The following is a 19,137-nucleotide window of genomic DNA, read 5'->3' as shown; positions in this document are numbered from 1 at the left end:
ATTGTTAATGTACCCAGTCACATTGTGAATGCGTCGCCTCGCATTGTTAATGTACTCAATCACATTCTTAATGGGTTGCTTTACATTGTGAATGCACTGGGCTTACTTATTAATTCATCATGATAAGTCTTTCAGAGAACAGGATATAAGAGGATGTTTTAAAAGTCCTATTGTTGGTAGCCAAACATTTTAGATCCCCCTAAATCCCCCTTAAAAAAGGGGGACTTTGAAGCATTTCCCCCCTTTTTAAGGGGGGTTAGGGGGGATCAAGAAGTGCTAATAATCATAACCAACCACTTTTCAAACACCCTCTAAAGCAATAAGGTTTATTTAAGTCTTAAACTATTGGTTAAAATCAATTTTTTTAACGAACCGCAAAGAGCGCAAAGAGCGCGAAGAGAAAAAAGAGATTACTAACTGAAGCTGTGTATATAGTAGGGGTATGAGAGGATGTTTGAAAAGTCTTTGGTGGTGGATCAAATAATTTTAGATCCCCCTAAATCCCCCTTAAAAAGGGGGACTTTAAGAGACTCTTAGCCCCCCTTTTTAAAGGGGCTTGGGGGGATCTATAAGTGCCGATATACACAACCAACCACTTTTCAAACAACCTTTAAGATAGAAAAAGTTTTTTAGCTACTTGATTGCAACTAAAGTGTTGTATGTTGGGTAAAGCGATCGCTCCACCCAACTGACTTTGTTATAATCTGTTACCTCTCACCTCTTCCCTGAATATTTAAAGCTCGTCCTTGAACTGTGGGAGCAGAGGGAACGTTTAGTAAACTGTTGATGGTTGGAGCAATATCGATATTGCGAATCCTGCCAATGTTACCACGACGCTGAATGTCAGGGCCAGCAGCATAAAAGATGGCGCTGAGACTGGGAATTGTGGGATCATAACCATGCGCCCCGTAGAAATTTGGTACGGAAAATACAGAATTATCTGTGTCTCCTAAACGGGTGATGATGGGATTTTGTATACCGTCAAAGTTGTATCCCGATCGCATAATTGCAAACACATCACCAGTATCTTGACCGACAAATTCACTTGTACCTAAACCAAATTTTGGATCGTTGACATCGCTGGGTAATGGGCGAGGGTAAATTAAGTCAAAAACTGCTTGTTGTCTTCCCCGCAAGTAATTAGGATTGTTATCTACTAATTCTCGCAATGCTGTGATCAGTTGCTGCTGTAACGTAATATATTCTGCACGACTGACAACCCCGTTTGGTTCACGTCCTTGGAGATTAATATAAATGTTGGCGGCTGGCCCTGATGTGACGGCGCGGACTTTAGTTAAGTCAAAGCCGCGATTTCTCAGGTAGTTATTTAAGTTAACAGCTGTGTGAAAGGGAGCAAAGCCATGATCGGAAACAACTAAAATGTTACTGTTGGGTGTACCTTGGCGATTTGTCCCCACTGCGTTGATGATGCGCTGAACGGCATTATTAGCGGCTTGATAGCCGGCTTGTACGTAAGTTCTATATCGCGCTACTTTGGCTTTATCTTGTCTAGCGCCAATGGATAATGGATTTGTCGGATCACTAGGTTGACGGGAATCAGTTAATAAAAACTGGTGTTCTGAGCCATCTGGTTGTTCAATATAAACCATGACTAAATCTGCATTGGGATTTTGGTTAATGGCTCTCAATGCGAGTCGAGTTTGATAATCAACAAACAGTTGTACTTGGTCTTCGTAAATATCTTCTAGTTCGCTGTCGGGGAAAGTGGTAAATCCTGGGCTGAGGCGTTCTGGAATGCGGAAATCAGCTTGGGGCGACCAAAAACCAACGTTACTAAGAACATCATCGACACTGGTTTGCACTGCGGGGTTACGGGGAATTGCATTTGCAGAATAACGTGCAATGCGAACGGTACTCAAGTCGGGTGCGAGATTGCTGACGTAAAATGCTGTACCTGCTTGATTAGAACTGCCTTCTAAATAAAATAAACTAGATTTACGATCGCTCGCCTTCACATAAGCCGGGCCAGTTGCAGGTAAACTAAAAGTTCCTGTGGGAATACCAAGTTGAGCATCAAAAAATACTAATGTGTCGTAATTGGTGCGGCGATCGTTTGTTGTATCTAGTGCGGCAACTTGAATATTATAATTGACACCACCAACAGTAAACTGATCATTTAAACTTGCTTGTAAAATCGGGCTGTAAGAAATTCTGCCTGCATTATTTAATTGTGTCACTATCAAACTAGTTGCAGAACTAAATTCAGCAGTAGTTAAACTAAAACCTCTAGCACCTACCCCCGCAAATGCTCCAAAGGGAACGGTGTAAGATACAGTTCTGGTGCTGGCTGGTTGAATAATTGGGCTATTAGTCAAACCTGGAACGCGCACATCAACTCCATCTGCACCGGGAAAGGTAGCCGCCACCACTTGCTTACCATTGCGCTGAAGCCCGACCCAAATTGGTTCTGCCGTTGGTTGTACACTGGCGCTAGGGCCGATTGTAGAATAACCACCAATGGGTGCGCCAAAACCACTAATGTTAGAGGTAAAGGGACTAGCAACTAAGTGAAATGTATTAGTATTAATATCATTGCGGGCAGCAGTGGAACCTGTACCAATAGCTACATGACAAGCCGCAGTTAAAGAGGCACTGCAAGTAATATTTCTTTCAGCATACACACCTTGTCTTCTGAGTAATCCCAATCCTTGGCTGCGGTTTAATACACCATCCCTTAAGTACTGCTCGACGAAATCGGGTGTGGCACCATCGAGAGAAATTAAAATGACTTTGGGACTGGGTGTATTAGCTACTGGTTGAGCCGCGATAGAATGCACACCTAAACTCAGGAAAACAGTCACCAGCACTATTGCAGATAAGCGGAAAAATAACTTATGTCTAAAAGTCTGCCTTAGCCACTGCCATGTTTGATTTATGCCATAGAATTTTAAATACTTGCTCACTTGTCCTCCGTTAGTCTGCGACCGTCATTTGCATAGGATGATTGCTGATCAAATTTATTGACGGTACGTTAACGAAAGGCTATGAAAATCTTAAGTCGAGAATTCTATCGGAATCTGGTTTGATGGGTGAATAGACAAGGGAGAGAGGGGAGACAAGGTAGACAAGGGGGATAAGGGACAATTGTTAGCGTCGAATTATTTGGGAGAAAATAGCAATGGAATGCGATCGCACTTTGGCGATCGCATTTTAGAAGCCACAACTATAGCGGTGAATGCTTTACTCACCATTGATAACTTTGATGAAGCGGTGAAGACGGCTTTACAAGTGATGGGTGAAAGTTTAGATTGCGATCGCTTGGGTGTGATTGAACATTTTCCCATTCCATTATCTACTCTACCTGGTTGGCGATCGCTGTATGAGTGGAATGCACCAAATATCATTGCTCAAATCTCCCATCCCACCACAGCCCAAGGAACCTACGCCGGCATTGAGGAATGGTATCAACGGCTGTACGCAGGTGAAAGTATTAGCTGTTTACTGGAAGAAATGCCAGAACCGTTTCGCAGTGGACAAGCTGCAATTGGTGTCAAAGCATTGTTCGCTGTGCCGATTTTTGTTGAAGAACTATTTTGGGGAGTTTTGAGTTTTGATCACTGTCGTCAAGCCAAACACCCCAGCACCGCCGAATTAACATTGTTAAAAACCGCCGCCGCTTGTATTGGTAGTGCCATTCAGCGTCAACGTATTCGCCAAACCGAACAAAAACGCACAGAAGAATTAGCAAAAGTTAACCAAGAGTTACAACAACGCGATCGCTTACTTTCTGTAGTTGCCCAAGTTACCAAAAATCTCTTAGATGCAGAAGATATTGATGTAGCAATTCCTCAAGCTTTACAAGCCATTGGTACAGTCGCCAAAATTAGTCGCGTGCAAGTCATCCTTGAACGCCAAAACCCAACCACCCAAAAATTACAACATTGCATCACTTATGAATGGGTAGCTGGAGGTATTTCTCCCCAAATTCATCATCCGACAATGGCAGTTATTGATAATGATGATGCCGAAATTTTACTGAAAGAACTATATGCAGGTCGTTCCATCTGGTATTTAATAGATGACTTACCCCATTCCCTCAAAGCGCAATTCCAATCACTAAACATTAAATCTTCTGGAGGTGTACCCTTATTCATCGAAGGACGCTACATCGGTTGTGTGGCTTTTGATGATTGTGTTACGCCGCGCCATTGGAGTCAGCAAGAAATGGATGTCCTCACCACTGCGGCGGAGGGAATTGGAGCCGCGCTGCATCGCAAACAATTAGTAGCACATCTGATTCAAGAACGCGCCAGTACTGTAGAAAAACGAGTCGCAGAATTAGTCAGAGCCAATGAATCACTGCGTGGTTGTGTGAATCGATTGGCAGATGAACCAGATTTAGAAACATTCTGGGAACATATTTTACTAGAAGCCTCCGCCCAAGCCAAATCCTATGCCGCCGCTTTGTTTTTGTATGACGCATCAACTAACACTAGTTTGATGAAACGTTATGTCAGAGAAGGTAAAGTGATTCCGATCCACACAGATCCCGAATTTGTGCAGTTTCGTCTGCCAATTTCCGCAAATATTTTTTCTTATTGGCAAGAGGCGCTATTTAAAGGCGAGGTAATTTTTTTTAATGTTGAGGATAACAAGAAACTGCTCGGCGCAAGAATTAAATGGCATCGCGCTCAAGGACATCGTTCTATTGTACGTGTACCTTTAATTTTGGGCGATCGCCCCTTGGGATTCATTGGTTTGTGTTTTCGAGAACCCAGAACGGGTTTACCTGCAAATATTGAATTGATTATCGCCCTAGCACAGCAAGCCACCTTAGCCATCCATTTAACTTCTCTCGCAGAACAAAGTCGTCAAGCCGCAATTTTAGAAGAACGCAACCGCATGGCTAGAGAAATTCATGATACCCTAGCGCAAGCCTTCACTGGTGTGATCGTTCAATTGGGTGCAGCCTCCCGCATCATTCCCCAAGATTTACCAGAAGTCCAAGAACATATCACCCAAGCCAGAGAACTAGCGCGGGAAGGTTTAGCCGAAGCGAGGCGTTCAGTAAATGCCCTACGTCCCCAAATTTTAGAAACGCAGAATTTACCCACAGCCTTTCATCACCTCGTAACGCAGATGTCGGCAGTGATTGATACTCAGATTATCTGCAAAATCATCGGGGAAGCTTATCCCTTAACAGTCGATGTTGAAAATAACTTGTTACGCATTGGCCAAGAAGCATTGACAAACGCCATTAAACATGCGTTTGCTAGTGAAATTGTGATTGAATTAGTGTATGAACCGACGCAGTTTATCTTAAGGGTGAAAGACAATGGCAAAGGATTTGCACCAGAGAGTTTAGCTGTTGTTAAAGGTTTTGGCTTGATGGGAATCAAAGAAAGAAGCGATCGCATCAAAGCTCAGTTAACCATTAAAAGTTTGCCACAACCAGGCACAGAAATTACCATCCTGATTCGTCGAGACTAAACCATGACTGACAACCAACCCATCCGCATCTTGATAGTTGACGATCATCCCGTCGTGCGTCAAGGTTTAGCCGCCATGATTGACCGCGAATCAGATATGACAGTTGTCGGACAAGTTTGTAATGGATATCAAGCAGTAGAAATATTTCCGCAACTACAACCTGATGTCACCTTAATGGATTTGCGAATGCCAGAAATGGACGGCGTTGCAGCAATTACCGCTATTTGTCGGGAATTTGCCAATGCTAACATTATTGTCCTCACCACCTACGACGGCGACGAAGATATTTATCGCGGCTTGAAAGCTGGCGCGAAAGGTTATTTACTCAAAGATGCCGAACCAGATGAATTACTCTTAGCAATTCGCATCGTCAACACCGGACAAAAATACATTCCCACATCCGTTGGTGCTAAATTAGCCGAACGAGTAGGAATATTGCAACTCAGCAGTCGAGAACTCGAAGTGATTCGGTTGATGTCCACAGGGAAAACCAACCAAGAAATTGCAGCAGTATTGCAAATTTCCGAAGGCACTGTCAAATATCACGTTAATCATATTCTCAGCAAACTTGGCGTAAGCGATCGCATCCAAGCCGTCATCACCGCCCTCAAACGCGGAATTGTCACGTTGCACTGAAATAAGAATTCAGGAGTCAGAATGAACACCGAGCAGATATCTAATTTTCTTGTACAAGAACCTTTTTCTTCTTTCTTACCTTTGCGTCCTTGGCGTTCTTGGCGGTTCGTTTCCATATCTATGTTTTTCACGACTCATTTAGGATTGCTATAGCTAAATCTTAGGCAGTTGATTCAGAAGTAAAAAACAGCCAAACACCACTGAAACACCTTATTTATACTTCATACCTTTTCCAATAGTACAGGCTGGCGTAAATAACCAGACCATAAGAAATTGCTAAAAAGCTTCTGGTATCACTATTCCAGAACTTACGTAAAATCATGAAAAAACGTAGACGCGCAAGCGGCTTCCCGCAGGGTACCGCAAAGAGCGCAAAGGACACGAAGTTAAGTAACCACGCAAAATTAATTACAGTCATTGCGAGCGAAGCGAAGCAATCCCAGCCCTTGCGATTGCTTCATTTCGCTTCGCTCCATTCGCAATGACTTTGTGTAATTAATTATGTTTAACTACTTAAGAGGATTTGAGAGGGTTCTTGCGTAAGTCTTATATTCTTTCTTTTTACTTTTGCCTTTTTCCACTAGCCAAAAGTTAAGGTCATATCCCCATCTCTGAGTTAGTCATCAACTCACCTTGTGGTCTATGTAAAACTTCAACTTTGGACTAGGGACAAATGTTAGCCGATTTTATAAAGTAATAGCAATTTGAAATCCGTTGGTTCTGCGCCAGTTTTATTGAGATCACGTCGTGCTAATTCTGCAATGCTCAAACTTATGACGTTGTTACTAGTCAGCAGCATGACTGTGATGGCTAATGTAACCATTTCCTCTGCCTTACCGCCTATAGAAGCATCTGATATTGAGAATTTCTCAGAGCCGAATATTATAGAGCAAGTCCCGACTGTTAGCCAATTCGCCGATGTGCAAACTACAGACTGGGCTTTTGTGGCACTGCGATCGCTCGTTGAAAAATATGGCATCATTTCTGGTTATCCTGATGGAACATATCGAGGTAATCGGGCGATGAGTCGATATGAATTTGTTGCGGGTTTAAATCTTGCCCTCAGACAAATTCATCAACTCATCGCGGCGGGTGATACCGTTTCCCCAGAAGACTTGACATTATTACAAAAACTCCAAACAGAATTTGCGGCAGAATTAACCACCCTGCGATCGCAAGTTGAGCAGTTAGAAGCCCAAACAACTGTATTAGCATCCCAGCAGTTTTCTACAACTACAAAACTATCAACCCAAGTCATCATCGCTGGGAATGCAGGCGGATATACAAGCGATCGCATCATTGCCCCTAGAGGTGCTGTAATTACCGAAAATCAACCAAATGCCACCATAATCTACCGAGTTAGCCTCAATTTCAACACCAGTTTTACAGGTAAAGACTTATTACAAGTGCGCTTAGTAACTGGTAGCGGTAGTGCTGATGACAACACAGCAGGTTTTTTAGAACCAAATTTAGGAAGTACTCTAGAGTTCTCCATCCCTGGTAGAAATAACCAAATCAGCCTAGCGCGTCTTTATTACACCTTCCCCCTGGCTCAAGACTTGAGTTTAACCTTGGGGCCATCAATTACCGCCCCCGATTTTGTTGATAAAAATCGCTATGCCAACCTGAGTTTTCTGGATTTTTCTACTCAAGCCTTAGTGAATAACTATGTACTGTTTCCCAGAGCCAGAGGAGCAGGTGCGTTTCTGGAATGGAATCCAGGTGCAGGAGCTTTACATTTACGCGGAGTTTACCTAGCTGGAGATGCTAACAATACCCTACCAGAGAATGCCCAATTGTTTGGCGGTGGTAGACCACAAGACATTCGCCTGTTTCCCGTTGGGGGTGGTGGTGCAACAGGCGGTTTATTTGGCGATCCTTACCAGGGAATCATCGAATTAGAATATTCACCGAGTCAGAGTTGGGCGCTACGTCTGCAATATGGCGGGGGCAGAATTTTTGGCAGTGATTTTGCCGCTTTCGGAGTCAATTTTGACTGGGCATTGAGTAATCGCTTGGGTGTATTTGGTCGATATGGCTACAGTTCTTACAGTAATACCACTGTCGGCGATATTCACCCAAATTATTGGATGGCAGGGTTGGCTTTTCCTAATTTATTCGTGAACCGAGCCATAGCCGGCATTGCGATCGGTCAGCCATTAATTGAAAATGCTGTGGGTAATGCAACTCAAACTAATTTTGAAGCCTTTTATAATTTCCCCCTCACAGAGCGAATCCGCATCACTCCCTTAATCCAAGTCATTACCAACCCCGCCAATCAAGATGCCAACGGCACAATTATTAGCGGCACTATGCGAATGGTTTTATCGTTTTAACCTTTTTCTTGATGACAAATACAGCCTATGAAAGTACCATGTCAATATCCATCGCCTGGTGTAATTGCGATCGCTCGGCGTGTCAAACCAGGGTTAGAAGAAGCTTTTGAGGAAGCAACCAAAGGTGTGATTCTCGCAGCCAGCACCTTTCCCGGCTATATGGGGAGTGATGTGTTATTTCCCCTCACGAAAAAAGGCGAGTGGCAGTTAATTTTGCGGTTTGACACCGCTAAACATTTACAAGAGTGGGAAGAATCGGTAATTTGTCAAGGTTGGATTGCTCGCGCCGAAGCTCTCACAGTAGATGGAGCCAAGGTGATGCGCGTCAATAGCCTAGAAGCTTGGTTTGCTCTCCCAGAAATCCCCAACGCCTCACCGCCCCCTAAATGGAAAACTGCGATCGTCAGCGCAGTCGGTCTTTATCCCGTGATTTCGATTCTGCCGAATTTTCTCCGACCAATTACCAGTGGGCTACCGGTTTGGATAGCTAGTCTAGTGAACATTAGCATCATGATGCCCTTGATGACTTGGGTGATTATGCCCCAAGTCACACGTTTGTTTAAAGGTTGGCTTTATCCATCTAAGAGTAAGAAGTAGTAGGACACAGAACAAATGACCAACAATCAAGATTTATTCTCACCCATCCAGCTTGGTGATTACACATTACCCAACCGAATTGTTATGGCTCCCATGACGCGCAATCGGGCTGGGGAAGGCAATGCACCCACACTGCTAAATGCTACATACTACGCTCAACGTGCCACTGCTGGGTTGATTGTCACCGAAGGTTCGCAAGTATCACCCCAAGCTTTGGGTTATCCAGCTACACCAGGAATTCACTCTCAAGCACAAATTACAGGTTGGCAAGGGGTAACAAGAGCAGTACATAGTGCAGGTGGGAGAATCTTTTTGCAACTATGGCATACAGGACGCATTTCTCACCCTTCTTTACAAGCAGATGGCGGATTACCTGTAGCGCCATCTGCGATCGCACCTGCTGGTAAAGCTATGACTTATACTGGTGATCAACCCTTTGTTACACCTCACCCCTTGGATTTAGATGAAATTCCTGGTGTGATTGATCAATTTCGTCAAGGCGCGAAGAATGCCCTAGAAGCTGGTTTTGATGGTGTGGAAATTCACGGAGCCTTTGGGTATCTAATTGATCAGTTTTTACAAGATGGTGCTAATCAACGCAGCGATCGCTATGGTGGTTCCATTGAAAATCGGGCGCGGTTTTTGTTGGAAGTCACAGAAGCAGTATGTAGCGTTTGGGGTTCAGCGCGGGTAGGGGTGAAACTATCACCCAGCAACACATTTAACGATATCCATGATTCTGATCCAAAATCAACATTCAGCTATGCGATCGCTGCCCTCAAGAACTTTAACTTAGGATATCTGCACTTAATGGAACCCACACCCGCCGATATTCGCCACGGCGGTAAACCAATTCCCGTTGCAGAATTTCGCCCTTTATATCCTGGGGTGTTGATAGCCAATGGTGGTTACGATAAACAAAAAGGTAATGCTGCGATCGCTAATGACAATGCAGACTTAATTTCCTTTGGTGCATTATTTCTCGCCAATCCCGACTTACCCAAACGTTTTCAGTTAGATGCACCCCTCAATCAAGGCGATCGTAATACCTACTATGGTGGTGATGAAAAAGGTTACACAGACTATCCTTTTTTACCCTCTTAGTGCTGAGTGCTGAGTCATAAAAAAGTACTCAGCACTATAAAAATCTACTAGCGTGATCCGTGCAAAATAGCTGTTCTTGGAGTGAGATAACGCCGTGTGCAACTTTCTCTCAAACCTAACCCCCAACCCCTTCCCTACAAGGGAAGGGGAGCAAGATTCAAAGCCTCTCTCCGCTTGCCTAACGGCAGGCTAACGCCAACGGGGAGAGGTTTGGAGAGGGGTTTCAAGAATAAGTTGCACATCGCGTGAGATACAGAAAAAATAAAATTAACCGCAGATGGACGCAGCGAAAAGTTGCGTGGGCGGCTCTGCCGACTTGAGCAAACTTTTCAAGACAGATAAACGCGGATGAATTTGTAGAGTGACGCGATAAAGCATCCCGCGTATGTAAAAAAGTAAAAAGTTGTACCAAGCGGAGTGCAAAGAAGTTGATTAATCAACCCTGTCGCCATCCAAAATTCAACATGGTATTACCCTCTACATACACGGGAAACTCATAAATTACACCGCTACCATTTCTGGTTCTGACTGGATTACAGACAAATTACCAAAAAAGTCGTAGTGATCTAAGGCTTCTAAGATTCCCCAAGCATAGCGGCCTTGAGCAAAGTAAATTTGAGGATAGCCGCGTAACTTGTGAATTTCTTTGCTGTAGTTCCCGACGACGACTGCCAAAGTATTGCCAGTTAGCATCGATTCATCATTACCAGATGCACCTGCCACTAAGAACTGTTTCACGGGTAATCCCCATTTCAAAGCAACATAGCGCAGTGCATCTCCCTTAGAAGCGCGGAACGGCAATAAGTCAAGATACATATTGTGACTAAAAATGCCTTTGACGGGGAGTTGTTGCTGGCGTAGATGGCGGATAATTTCGCGGAAATGTGGTGCTTTATCAGCATCAACAAAGTAGCTAATTTTAAACTTACCTTGGGTATCTGGTGGCTGTAATTCCAGTCCAGGGATATCTTTCATGGCTTCTCGAATTGCCGCAGGTTGCCAATTGTAGCTGATGTGTTTCTCCCAACTGGTATCTGTCACGATTTTGGGGCCGTAGTAAATTTCACTACCTGCGGAAGTAATCAGCAAATCTGGCATGGGAAATTCCCATTCTTCCAACATATTTAAGGTACTGCGGAGGTTACGTCCAGTAGCAATGCCGACACCAGTGGTATGTCCTTCAGCACGAATGCGGTGAATTAATTTGTGCAGGGCTTCTTGATCGCCTAATAAGGTATTGTCAATTTCGGTAACGAGAAAGCGATCGGCGGTTGGGAGATGGTTTGTATCGGGGATTTTCCATTGTGGGCGATCGCTTGTGGGAAATTCTCGCACCGGCGACAGTAAAGACTGCACTTTCTGTTGGGGAAATAGTCGGACTTTCTCTAAGTATTGTTGTACATGACTTTCCCAAGAGAAAGATTGACGCACATTCACCAAGCCATTGCTAGACCAGTCTTGCCATTGGGCGGTATCTGTTAAAGCTTGATGCAAGGCTTTTTGAATGTCTTGGATATTTAGCGGATCAATCAATAAACCATTTTGACAAGCGCCAATAATATCCCGCGGCCCACCGTCACAGGTGGCAATAATTGGCACACCGCAAGCTGTAGCTTCAATTAAAGTCAATCCAAATGGTTCTGTGAGTGCAGGATTAATAAATACTCCACCAGTTTTTGCGGTCAAGCGATATAAATCTGGGACATCATCAGAAACATGGTGTTTGGGATAGGCTACATGGCCATACAGATCATAGCGATCGATTAATTGAAAGATTTCGGAAAATACCTGACGTGGCCCAGATTCCATTGTTGAAATGTCTTCTCGCTGTCCTAGAACAATGACGAGATTAGCCAACTCACGTAGTTTGGGATCTTCCCCAAAGGCTTTGATTAGCCGACCAACGTTTTTGCGAATAGCTGGCCGAGAAATGGCCGTAATCATCGGCTTTTCTGGTTCTTTGAGGAATCGCTGTAATTGCTTGTAAATGGGGGGTTTTGGCCAATCTGCGGGGGCGGGATAAAATTTCTCTAAGGTTACTCCTGGCGGGATGACCACCATTCTTTCTGGTTGATAGCGGTCGTAAATACTGTACTGTTCCTCAATTTCTTGACTTGTACTTGCAATCACTAAGGCTGCACCACCAAGGGTAATTTCTTCGGCTTCAATGCGGGTACTAATATGAAAGTGGTCTTCAATGGCTTCGAGTTTGGTTCCTTGTTCGAGTAATCGTTGCTGTTTGACTCGTCCCAGGGAATGACCTGTGTGTACTAGTGGCGTTCCCAACCAACCAGCCACTCGACAACCAACATATCCTGCATCGGCGTAGTGAGTGTGAATGACGTTGGGAATCCTGCCAACTTTGCGGATATGTCTGAGTAATTCATCGGCAAATGTATCTAAATGCGGCCAGAGAACTTCTTTGCGGAGGTAGCGACGTGGCCCACAAGCGAGGCGAATAATTTGGGCTTTGTCTGAGAGAATTTCTACAGGCTTGGCGTAGTCGGAACTGATTTTAGGGTCATCGATTAAACGTGTTACCAAGTCAACTCTTTCTACTTGGGGATGTTTGGCTAAGGTACAGGCAAGTTCAACTACATACTTTGTTTGTCCACCAGTGTCAGCATCTCTGCCTAATTCGAGATTTTCTCCCCTAATCAAGCCGTGAACACTGACTAGTAGAATATACAACCCTGAACTATGTGATATCATGTCTTCCTCTGTGGTTGATTGTAGATAGGTAATGCTATAGTTCGCCTGATGAATTTTTAATTTGTTGGGAGAGTTAAAGACAAAACATCGATCATTCGGTAGCCTTACTCAAATGTTTGATACTTATTTTTCCTGACTATGGACTAAATCATTAAACAACTAACTGCGAAAACCAAGGTATTTTGTGTGTTTTTGCCTTGGCAAAAATGCCAATTAATGGTCAAAAAATTAGAATTTGAGGATGGATGATGACAAAATTCGGCTATGATGTATGCTTTGTCATTTTTAAATCGACAAACTGGATTTTTATTTCGTAAAATAAATCACTCCTTGAATCATCGCTAAAAATTGCTGGTGAAAAAAAGCGTGGTACTTGGTTTTTTGTTCATCAAGATTATACGATGAGATAATTTTATATTCGTCTCCTTTATGGACGATTTAGTGCAGAAAATAGATAATCATTTTTTATAAAAATCATCCCAAAAGCTCTATGTCTTGGTCTTCTACCTTATCCCAACTGTTACAAGTGATTTCGGCTCAATCTGCTAATTTATCAGAGACGGTGTTAACTCAAGTTAGTATTGGTGTCCAAACAGATACTCGAATTCTTCAACCAAAAGAAGTATTTCTGGCTTTACGGGGTGAAAAGTTTGATGGTCATGATTTTATCCCCACTGCGATCGCCAAAGGCGCATTAGCCGCAATTGTCGATTTTGACTACGAAAATTTGGAATTTCCAGTTTTAAAAGTCAAAAACACCTTAGCAGCTTATCAACAAATTGGTCGATGGTGGCGCGATCGCTTTGAAATCCCAGTGATTGGGGTAACGGGTTCTGTGGGTAAAACGACAACCAAAGAATTAATTACGGCTGTTTTATCTACCCAAGGCAAAGTACATAAAACCTTCGGCAATTTTAATAATGAAATTGGTGTACCGAAAACTCTCTTAGAATTAAATGGCGAACATGATTATGCTGTGATTGAAATGGCGATGCGGGGTAGAGGGCAAATTGCCGAACTCACCCACATTGCTAGACCAACGATTGGGGTAATTACTAATGTTGGCACAGCCCATATTGAGTTATTGGGATCAGAAGTAGCGATCGCCCAGGCAAAATGTGAATTACTCGCCGAAATGCCAAAAGATAGCGTGGCAATTTTAAATTACGACAGTCCTTTATTAATTGCCACAGCTAAAAAAGTCTGGTCGGGTGAAGTTTTAACTTACGGTTTATCGGGTGGTGATATTCACGGTAAATTGATTGATACTGAAACTATAGAAGTCGCTGGGATAAAATTACCTCTGCCTTTAGTGGGTCGTCATAATGCGACGAATTTTTTAGCAGCTTTGGCTGTAGCTAAGGTGTTGGGGATTGATTGGTCTACTTTAACAGAAGGCGTGGCGGTGGATATGCCGACTGGGCGATCGCAACGTTATGCTCTGCCCAATGATGTTGTAATCTTAGATGAGACTTATAATGCTGCACCAGAAGCAATGTTAGCAGCGTTGCAACTATTGGCAGACACTCCCGGAAATCGCAAAATTGCCGTATTAGGTGCGATGAAAGAATTGGGAGAGCGATCGCCACAATTACACCAAAAAGTCGGTGAAACAGTCCGTAACTTGCATTTAGACGGTTTACTAGTGTTGGTAGATGGGCAAGATGCGGCAGAAATAGCCCACAGTGCCGAGGGTATTCCTTCCGAGTGCTTTACTACTCACAGCGATTTAGTCGCACGGCTCAAAACTTTCATTCAACCAGGCGATCGGCTTTTATTTAAAGCCGCCCATTCGGTCGGCTTAGACCGGGTTGTTAATCAACTGCGAACAGAATTTGCAACAAAGTGCTGAGTTGAAAGTGCTGAGTGCTGAGTACAAGTACTAACCTCCAGCCTGTAACCTGTAACCTGTCAATCTCTCAAATTTAGTTCAACAAAAACGGAACTGGTCGCGCCACCCCATAACCTTGGGCATAATTTACCCCAAGGTTTTGAATTACTTTTAAAATTTCGTTATTTTCCACAAACTCAGCAATAGTTTGAATACCCATAACTTGACCAATTTTATTAATCGCATCGACCATTGCTAAATCAATTGGTTCTTCTACAATATGCTTGACAAAACTACCATCTATTTTTAAATAATCAACTGGTAAATTTTTGAGATAAGCAAAAGAAGACATTCCACTGCCAAAATCATCTAAGGCAAAGCAGCAACCAAATTCTTTAAGTGCGCGAATAAATCCAGCCGCTTTACCTAAGTTTTTGATAGCGACGGTTTCGGTAATTTCAAAGCAAATTACTTCTGGGGGAATTTGGTGTAATGTAAACTGGTCACACACAAAATCAATAAATTGGTCATCGTTGATACTCGCACCAGACAAATTAATAGTATATAAACAGCCCCGCGAATTTTTAAATCCAGGACAATGATTTTTTTGAAAATCTACACACTGCGCTAAATGGGTAAAAAATGTGTGAATTACCCAACGGTCTATAGTTTGCATCAGATTATAGCGTTCAGCAGCCGGAATAAACGCCATTGGTAAAACTAACTTACCTGTTTCATCAACTAGTCGTAAAAGAATTTCGTAATGTGTTGTTTCTGAGTTGCTGTTTGTTACGGGAACAATCGATTGATAATAAAGCCGGAAGCGATTATCTTCTAGTGCTTGTGTGATTTTGCTTACCCATTGCATTTCACCATATTGTCTGACTAAATCCAAATCATCAGCTTGGTAAATATGGACACGATTACGTCCTTGGTTTTTAGCAACATAACAAGCTGCATCAGCCGCACTCAAAGCGCGATTCATATTTGGTGTATCGTGATTTAGGGCAACTAAGCCAATGCTGATGCTGAGATTAAAAACTTTATCTTGTTGCCAAACAAAGCGAAATTTTTGGGTTTTTTCTCTGATGGTATTTGTAATCAATACTGCGGCTTCAAGAGAACAGTTGTGGAAAATAATGCCAAATTCATCTCCGCCTAAACGTGCCAAGGTATCGCAAGAACGTATATAGGTTTGAAACAAATGGGCAACTTCACATAATAGTTCATCTCCAGCCGCATGACCGCAAGTATCATTGACAATTTTGAATTGGTCTAAATCTAGATAACACAATATATGTTGTTCTTTGCCAGTTTGGGCGTTGTTCACCGCTTGGGTGAGGCGGTGTTCAAACTCGCGTCTGTTGACTAGTCCTGTTAAGCTATCGTGGCTGGCTTGCCAAGATAATGTCACTAAAGCCAGTTCTTTTTCCGCAAACAAAGCTTGTTCAGTAATTTGACGTTCGGCAATTTCTTGTTGTAATTGTTCTAAAGCTGTTAATAACTCGTTTGTGCGGTGGGTAACTCTTGTTTCTAATTCTTCATTGGTTTTTTTGAGGGCAACTTGCGATCGCCTGCGTTGATGATCAATAATGTTGAGCGATCGGGCATTGCGCCAAATCAACACGGCAAACGTAATCATATTCAAAATACTTAAAATACACAGTCCAAATTCCGCAGTATAAATCTCCATTCGATACCCAAACAAAACTAGCCAGAAAATAACCGGCGAAAACACAATTACTGCTGGTAATAAATTCCTCGCCATGATTCCGCCTGCGCTTTGACTCGTGACTATCATCATTAACCCACGCTCTAGACAGGCAAACAAAATGCCAAGGATTAGTAATATAAATGCAATTTCTGTATGTATTGCTATTGATGTGAATGAGCTAAATTGATAAAAATGTGCATTTATCAAACCAATAGCAGTGTTAGCTTTCATGGCTATCCATCCTGGTATAACGCTTTTCAGCACTTCAATATCTTTCATGCAGCCAATAAGAACTAAACAGCTAATCACAATGACTGCAATACTCGTTTTTTTGTGAATCAGACTGGAATACAGGGTTGAGTGAGGAAGACTGGAAACAAAATTGAACATGATGAATAGTCATAGTTAATTTAACCAGCAAATATCATGTTACATGCTAGTTTGGCATAAAAACCACATATATGAAAGTATGCAATCTTGAAATTCACACTAATTTTTGGTTAATACTAGTTCTTGATAAAGTTGTTATGGAGATTTTATACACAGCATCTCTACAAGATTTACAGCATATTTCGAGTAAATGAGGTACAAGCGTAAAACCCAAAACCATGCAGAGACTTTATATGTAACGTCTCTACAGTATTCCACGAATATACCAACTGCTGTATTTATCACCGCTAGTTTATTCAATAAATTTTTCCGCTATAAACCTGAATAAAAAAAGTCCGCTAATGCGGACTAAATATAAGGGCTAATTGTTACTTGTATGGGCAAGAAATACTCCATCTGGCATTTTTATTATTTCTAATTTGAGTCCATAAATCAAGGTGATAAACTTATTTTTCGGACATAATTAACAAGGAAATAAGGAATAGTACGTGATAATTTTATGCAAAAAAAAGTCCGCGAATGCGGACTAAGGACATTGGATAAGGTTAGGTTGTCACCAAGATCGCTTACTCTTTATGAGAGTTATTTTTATTCTGATCTACACGCTCTTGAAAATCAAGTATTATTCAACAGGTATTTAGACATAACTCCTGATATTCTGTCTCTTGATAATCTAATATTCTGAAATATTAATCAACCAATTGGTGGAATTTTGAATATTAATTTCGGCGATTATCTACCGCGATCGCCTTCTAAATCTTCAATCACTCTTTGCAAATACCACTCATCTGATCTGCCAGGATAATCATCTTGTTTTTGGTCAATTAAGCGTTGAGCAATTTCCCAATAACCGCCGACCAAGCGTAAAAGTTTTTGTCTGAGTAAGTTATATTTTTGTTTATTAGACTCTGGATAAGCTGTTTGAATTTTTTGCAGACTATCTAAAACTTGTTGATAATTATCCCAATCTTCTTGTTCACAAAAAATACTCGCGGCGCGTTGATAATCGGCAACAGCACTTTGCATTTCTTCAAGTAATGTATAAGCAATGCCGCGATTATAGTAAGCTTGGGCATCATCAGAGTTAATTTGCAAAGCTTGGCTATAATCTTGAATTGCGCCTAAATAATTACCCATTGCGCGATAAACATTACCTCTGGCAACATATATCAAAGCATCTTCGGGCTGCATTTGCAGTGCTTGGTTAAAATCTGCGATCGCACCTTGATGATCTCCCAACAAAGCACGGGCTTTACCTCGGTTACGATAAACAATCGCATCTTGAAACTTGAGTAACAGTGCTTGGTTAAAATCTGCGATCGCCTCACGATAACTACCCATTTTGCACCACACCACACCCCGACAGCAATAAGCCTGAGCATCTTGAGGATCAGCTTGTAATACCCAGTTTAAATCTGCGATCGCTGCTTTGGTATCTCCTTGTTCAGCTTTGTCTAAGAGTTGGGTAAAATAATCTTTCGTAGAGATAATTGGCGCAGTTACAGAATTTTGGGGTTTTACTGCTGGTTTTGCTGGCGGTTGTAGCTGTTTAATTTTTTCCAGACACAGACGACAATTTTCCTTATCTTTTTGCTCTAAGTATAATTCTGCCGCTTGTTTAAAACTAGCGATCGCATTAGTAATTAACCCTTGCTTGCGTTGGACTATTCCCCGCAAACTATATGCGGCTGCATAATTTCCCCGCAGATGAATCGCCTGTTCCACATCATCCAACGCCCCAGGTAAATTTTTCAAGGCTAACCGCGCCAATGCACGACTGTAGTAAGCTTCTACAAATTTCGAGTCTATTTTTAAAGCTTCGGTATAATCGGAAACTGCCGGCAGAATTTGTCCTGAATCATAATACGCCAAACCTCTGTGCAGATAAGCCTCAGTATCGAATGGCGCAACTTGGATAACTTCACTAAAATCTGCGATCGCCCCAGCATAATCTTTTTGCTTGGCCTTTTCTAGCCCCTGAAAATAGAGTTCGTGATGATTCATAATCAGTAATTTATAAGTGTATGTTGCAATCTGCTCACCGTAACTCCTATCTTGCACCATAATGAACTACCCCTGGCTAACTTCGTTTGAGCCAGGGGTTTCTACATCCCCTAGCGTAGCCTGAGATTTTTGACGCTTCATTTGACCCAGGTTCTTCATGCTTCCCGCAGTCTTACGGGTACATGAAGTAGAGCTAGAATCATCTGCATCTGCGAGGTTCGTTCCAAACCCCAGTAGTCGATTTGAGTGCCAAAGCAAAAGGACTTCAGATGATGCGATATCACGCTGTTGAGTGTATCCACAATTACTGCAAATATGCACTCGCTGGTCTAAAGTTTTCTTTTCTTGATGACCACATTTAG

At 42.4% G+C, this 19,137-nt stretch carries 11 protein-coding genes and 1 pseudogene; 7 read left to right on the top strand and 5 right to left on the bottom strand.

Annotated features, from left to right (window positions below):
• Window positions 1-707: 707 nt before the first annotated feature.
• Window positions 708-2,924 carry an alkaline phosphatase family protein gene (locus H6G28_RS26925; protein WP_313950000.1) on the bottom strand — a complete coding sequence of 739 codons (2,217 nt, stop codon included), beginning with the start codon at window positions 2,922-2,924 and terminating at the stop codon, window positions 708-710.
• 181 nt (window positions 2,925-3,105) lie between these two features.
• Here H6G28_RS26925 and H6G28_RS26920 point away from each other — a divergent pair, with 181 nt between their 5' ends.
• From H6G28_RS26920 to H6G28_RS26900, 6 genes are all read left to right on the top strand, one after another.
• Window positions 3,106-5,451, top strand: a complete 2,346-nt coding sequence (locus H6G28_RS26920) for a sensor histidine kinase (protein ID WP_190675548.1) — start codon at window positions 3,106-3,108, stop codon at window positions 5,449-5,451.
• Window positions 5,452-5,454: 3 nt separating this feature from the next.
• Window positions 5,455-6,087: a response regulator gene (locus tag H6G28_RS26915; RefSeq protein ID WP_190675546.1), complete on the top strand. Its 633-nt coding sequence runs from the start codon at window positions 5,455-5,457 to the stop codon at window positions 6,085-6,087.
• Window positions 6,088-6,108: 21 nt separating this feature from the next.
• The gene (locus tag H6G28_RS37490) at window positions 6,109-6,240 is read left to right on the top strand and encodes a hypothetical protein (protein ID WP_277883259.1); all 132 of its coding nucleotides are present in this window, start codon (window positions 6,109-6,111) and stop codon (window positions 6,238-6,240) included.
• 551 nt (window positions 6,241-6,791) lie between these two features.
• Window positions 6,792-8,423, top strand: coding sequence for an iron uptake porin (locus tag H6G28_RS26910; protein WP_242054655.1), 1,632 nt, complete (start codon window positions 6,792-6,794; stop codon window positions 8,421-8,423).
• A gap of 27 nt (window positions 8,424-8,450) precedes the next feature.
• Window positions 8,451-9,020, top strand: a complete 570-nt coding sequence (locus tag H6G28_RS26905; protein ID WP_190592332.1) for an antibiotic biosynthesis monooxygenase — start codon at window positions 8,451-8,453, stop codon at window positions 9,018-9,020.
• 15 nt (window positions 9,021-9,035) lie between these two features.
• On the top strand, window positions 9,036-10,124 hold the full coding sequence (locus H6G28_RS26900; RefSeq protein ID WP_190675544.1) for an alkene reductase: 1,089 nt from the start codon (window positions 9,036-9,038) through the stop codon (window positions 10,122-10,124).
• A 501-nt stretch (window positions 10,125-10,625) separates the two neighbouring features.
• Here the strand turns inward: H6G28_RS26900 and H6G28_RS26895 are convergent.
• Window positions 10,626-12,836, bottom strand: coding sequence for an HAD-IIB family hydrolase (locus H6G28_RS26895; RefSeq protein WP_199332944.1), 2,211 nt, complete (start codon window positions 12,834-12,836; stop codon window positions 10,626-10,628).
• Between the two features lie 490 nt (window positions 12,837-13,326).
• Between H6G28_RS26895 and H6G28_RS26890 the strand changes: the two genes are divergently transcribed.
• Window positions 13,327-14,688, top strand: coding sequence for a UDP-N-acetylmuramoyl-tripeptide--D-alanyl-D-alanine ligase (locus H6G28_RS26890; protein WP_190675542.1), 1,362 nt, complete (start codon window positions 13,327-13,329; stop codon window positions 14,686-14,688).
• A 73-nt stretch (window positions 14,689-14,761) separates the two neighbouring features.
• On the opposite strand, the gene H6G28_RS26885 is transcribed toward H6G28_RS26890, so the two are convergent.
• The 3 genes and pseudogenes from H6G28_RS26885 to H6G28_RS26875 all read right to left on the bottom strand — a co-directional run.
• Window positions 14,762-16,660, bottom strand: a complete 1,899-nt coding sequence (locus H6G28_RS26885; protein ID WP_242054654.1) for an EAL domain-containing protein — start codon at window positions 16,658-16,660, stop codon at window positions 14,762-14,764.
• An 843-nt stretch (window positions 16,661-17,503) separates the two neighbouring features.
• Complete coding sequence (locus H6G28_RS26880; protein WP_190675593.1) at window positions 17,504-18,775, bottom strand: tetratricopeptide repeat protein; 1,272 nt, start codon at window positions 18,773-18,775, stop codon at window positions 17,504-17,506.
• A gap of 66 nt (window positions 18,776-18,841) precedes the next feature.
• A pseudogene (locus H6G28_RS26875) lies at window positions 18,842-19,137 on the bottom strand (zinc ribbon domain-containing protein); the annotation flags it as partial.

Origin of the sequence: Nostoc sp. FACHB-190 (assembly GCF_014696905.1) — a bacterium.
Taxonomy (GTDB): Bacteria; Cyanobacteriota; Cyanobacteriia; order Cyanobacteriales; family Nostocaceae; genus Nostoc_B.
This window is presented reverse-complemented; position numbering and strand designations above follow the sequence as displayed.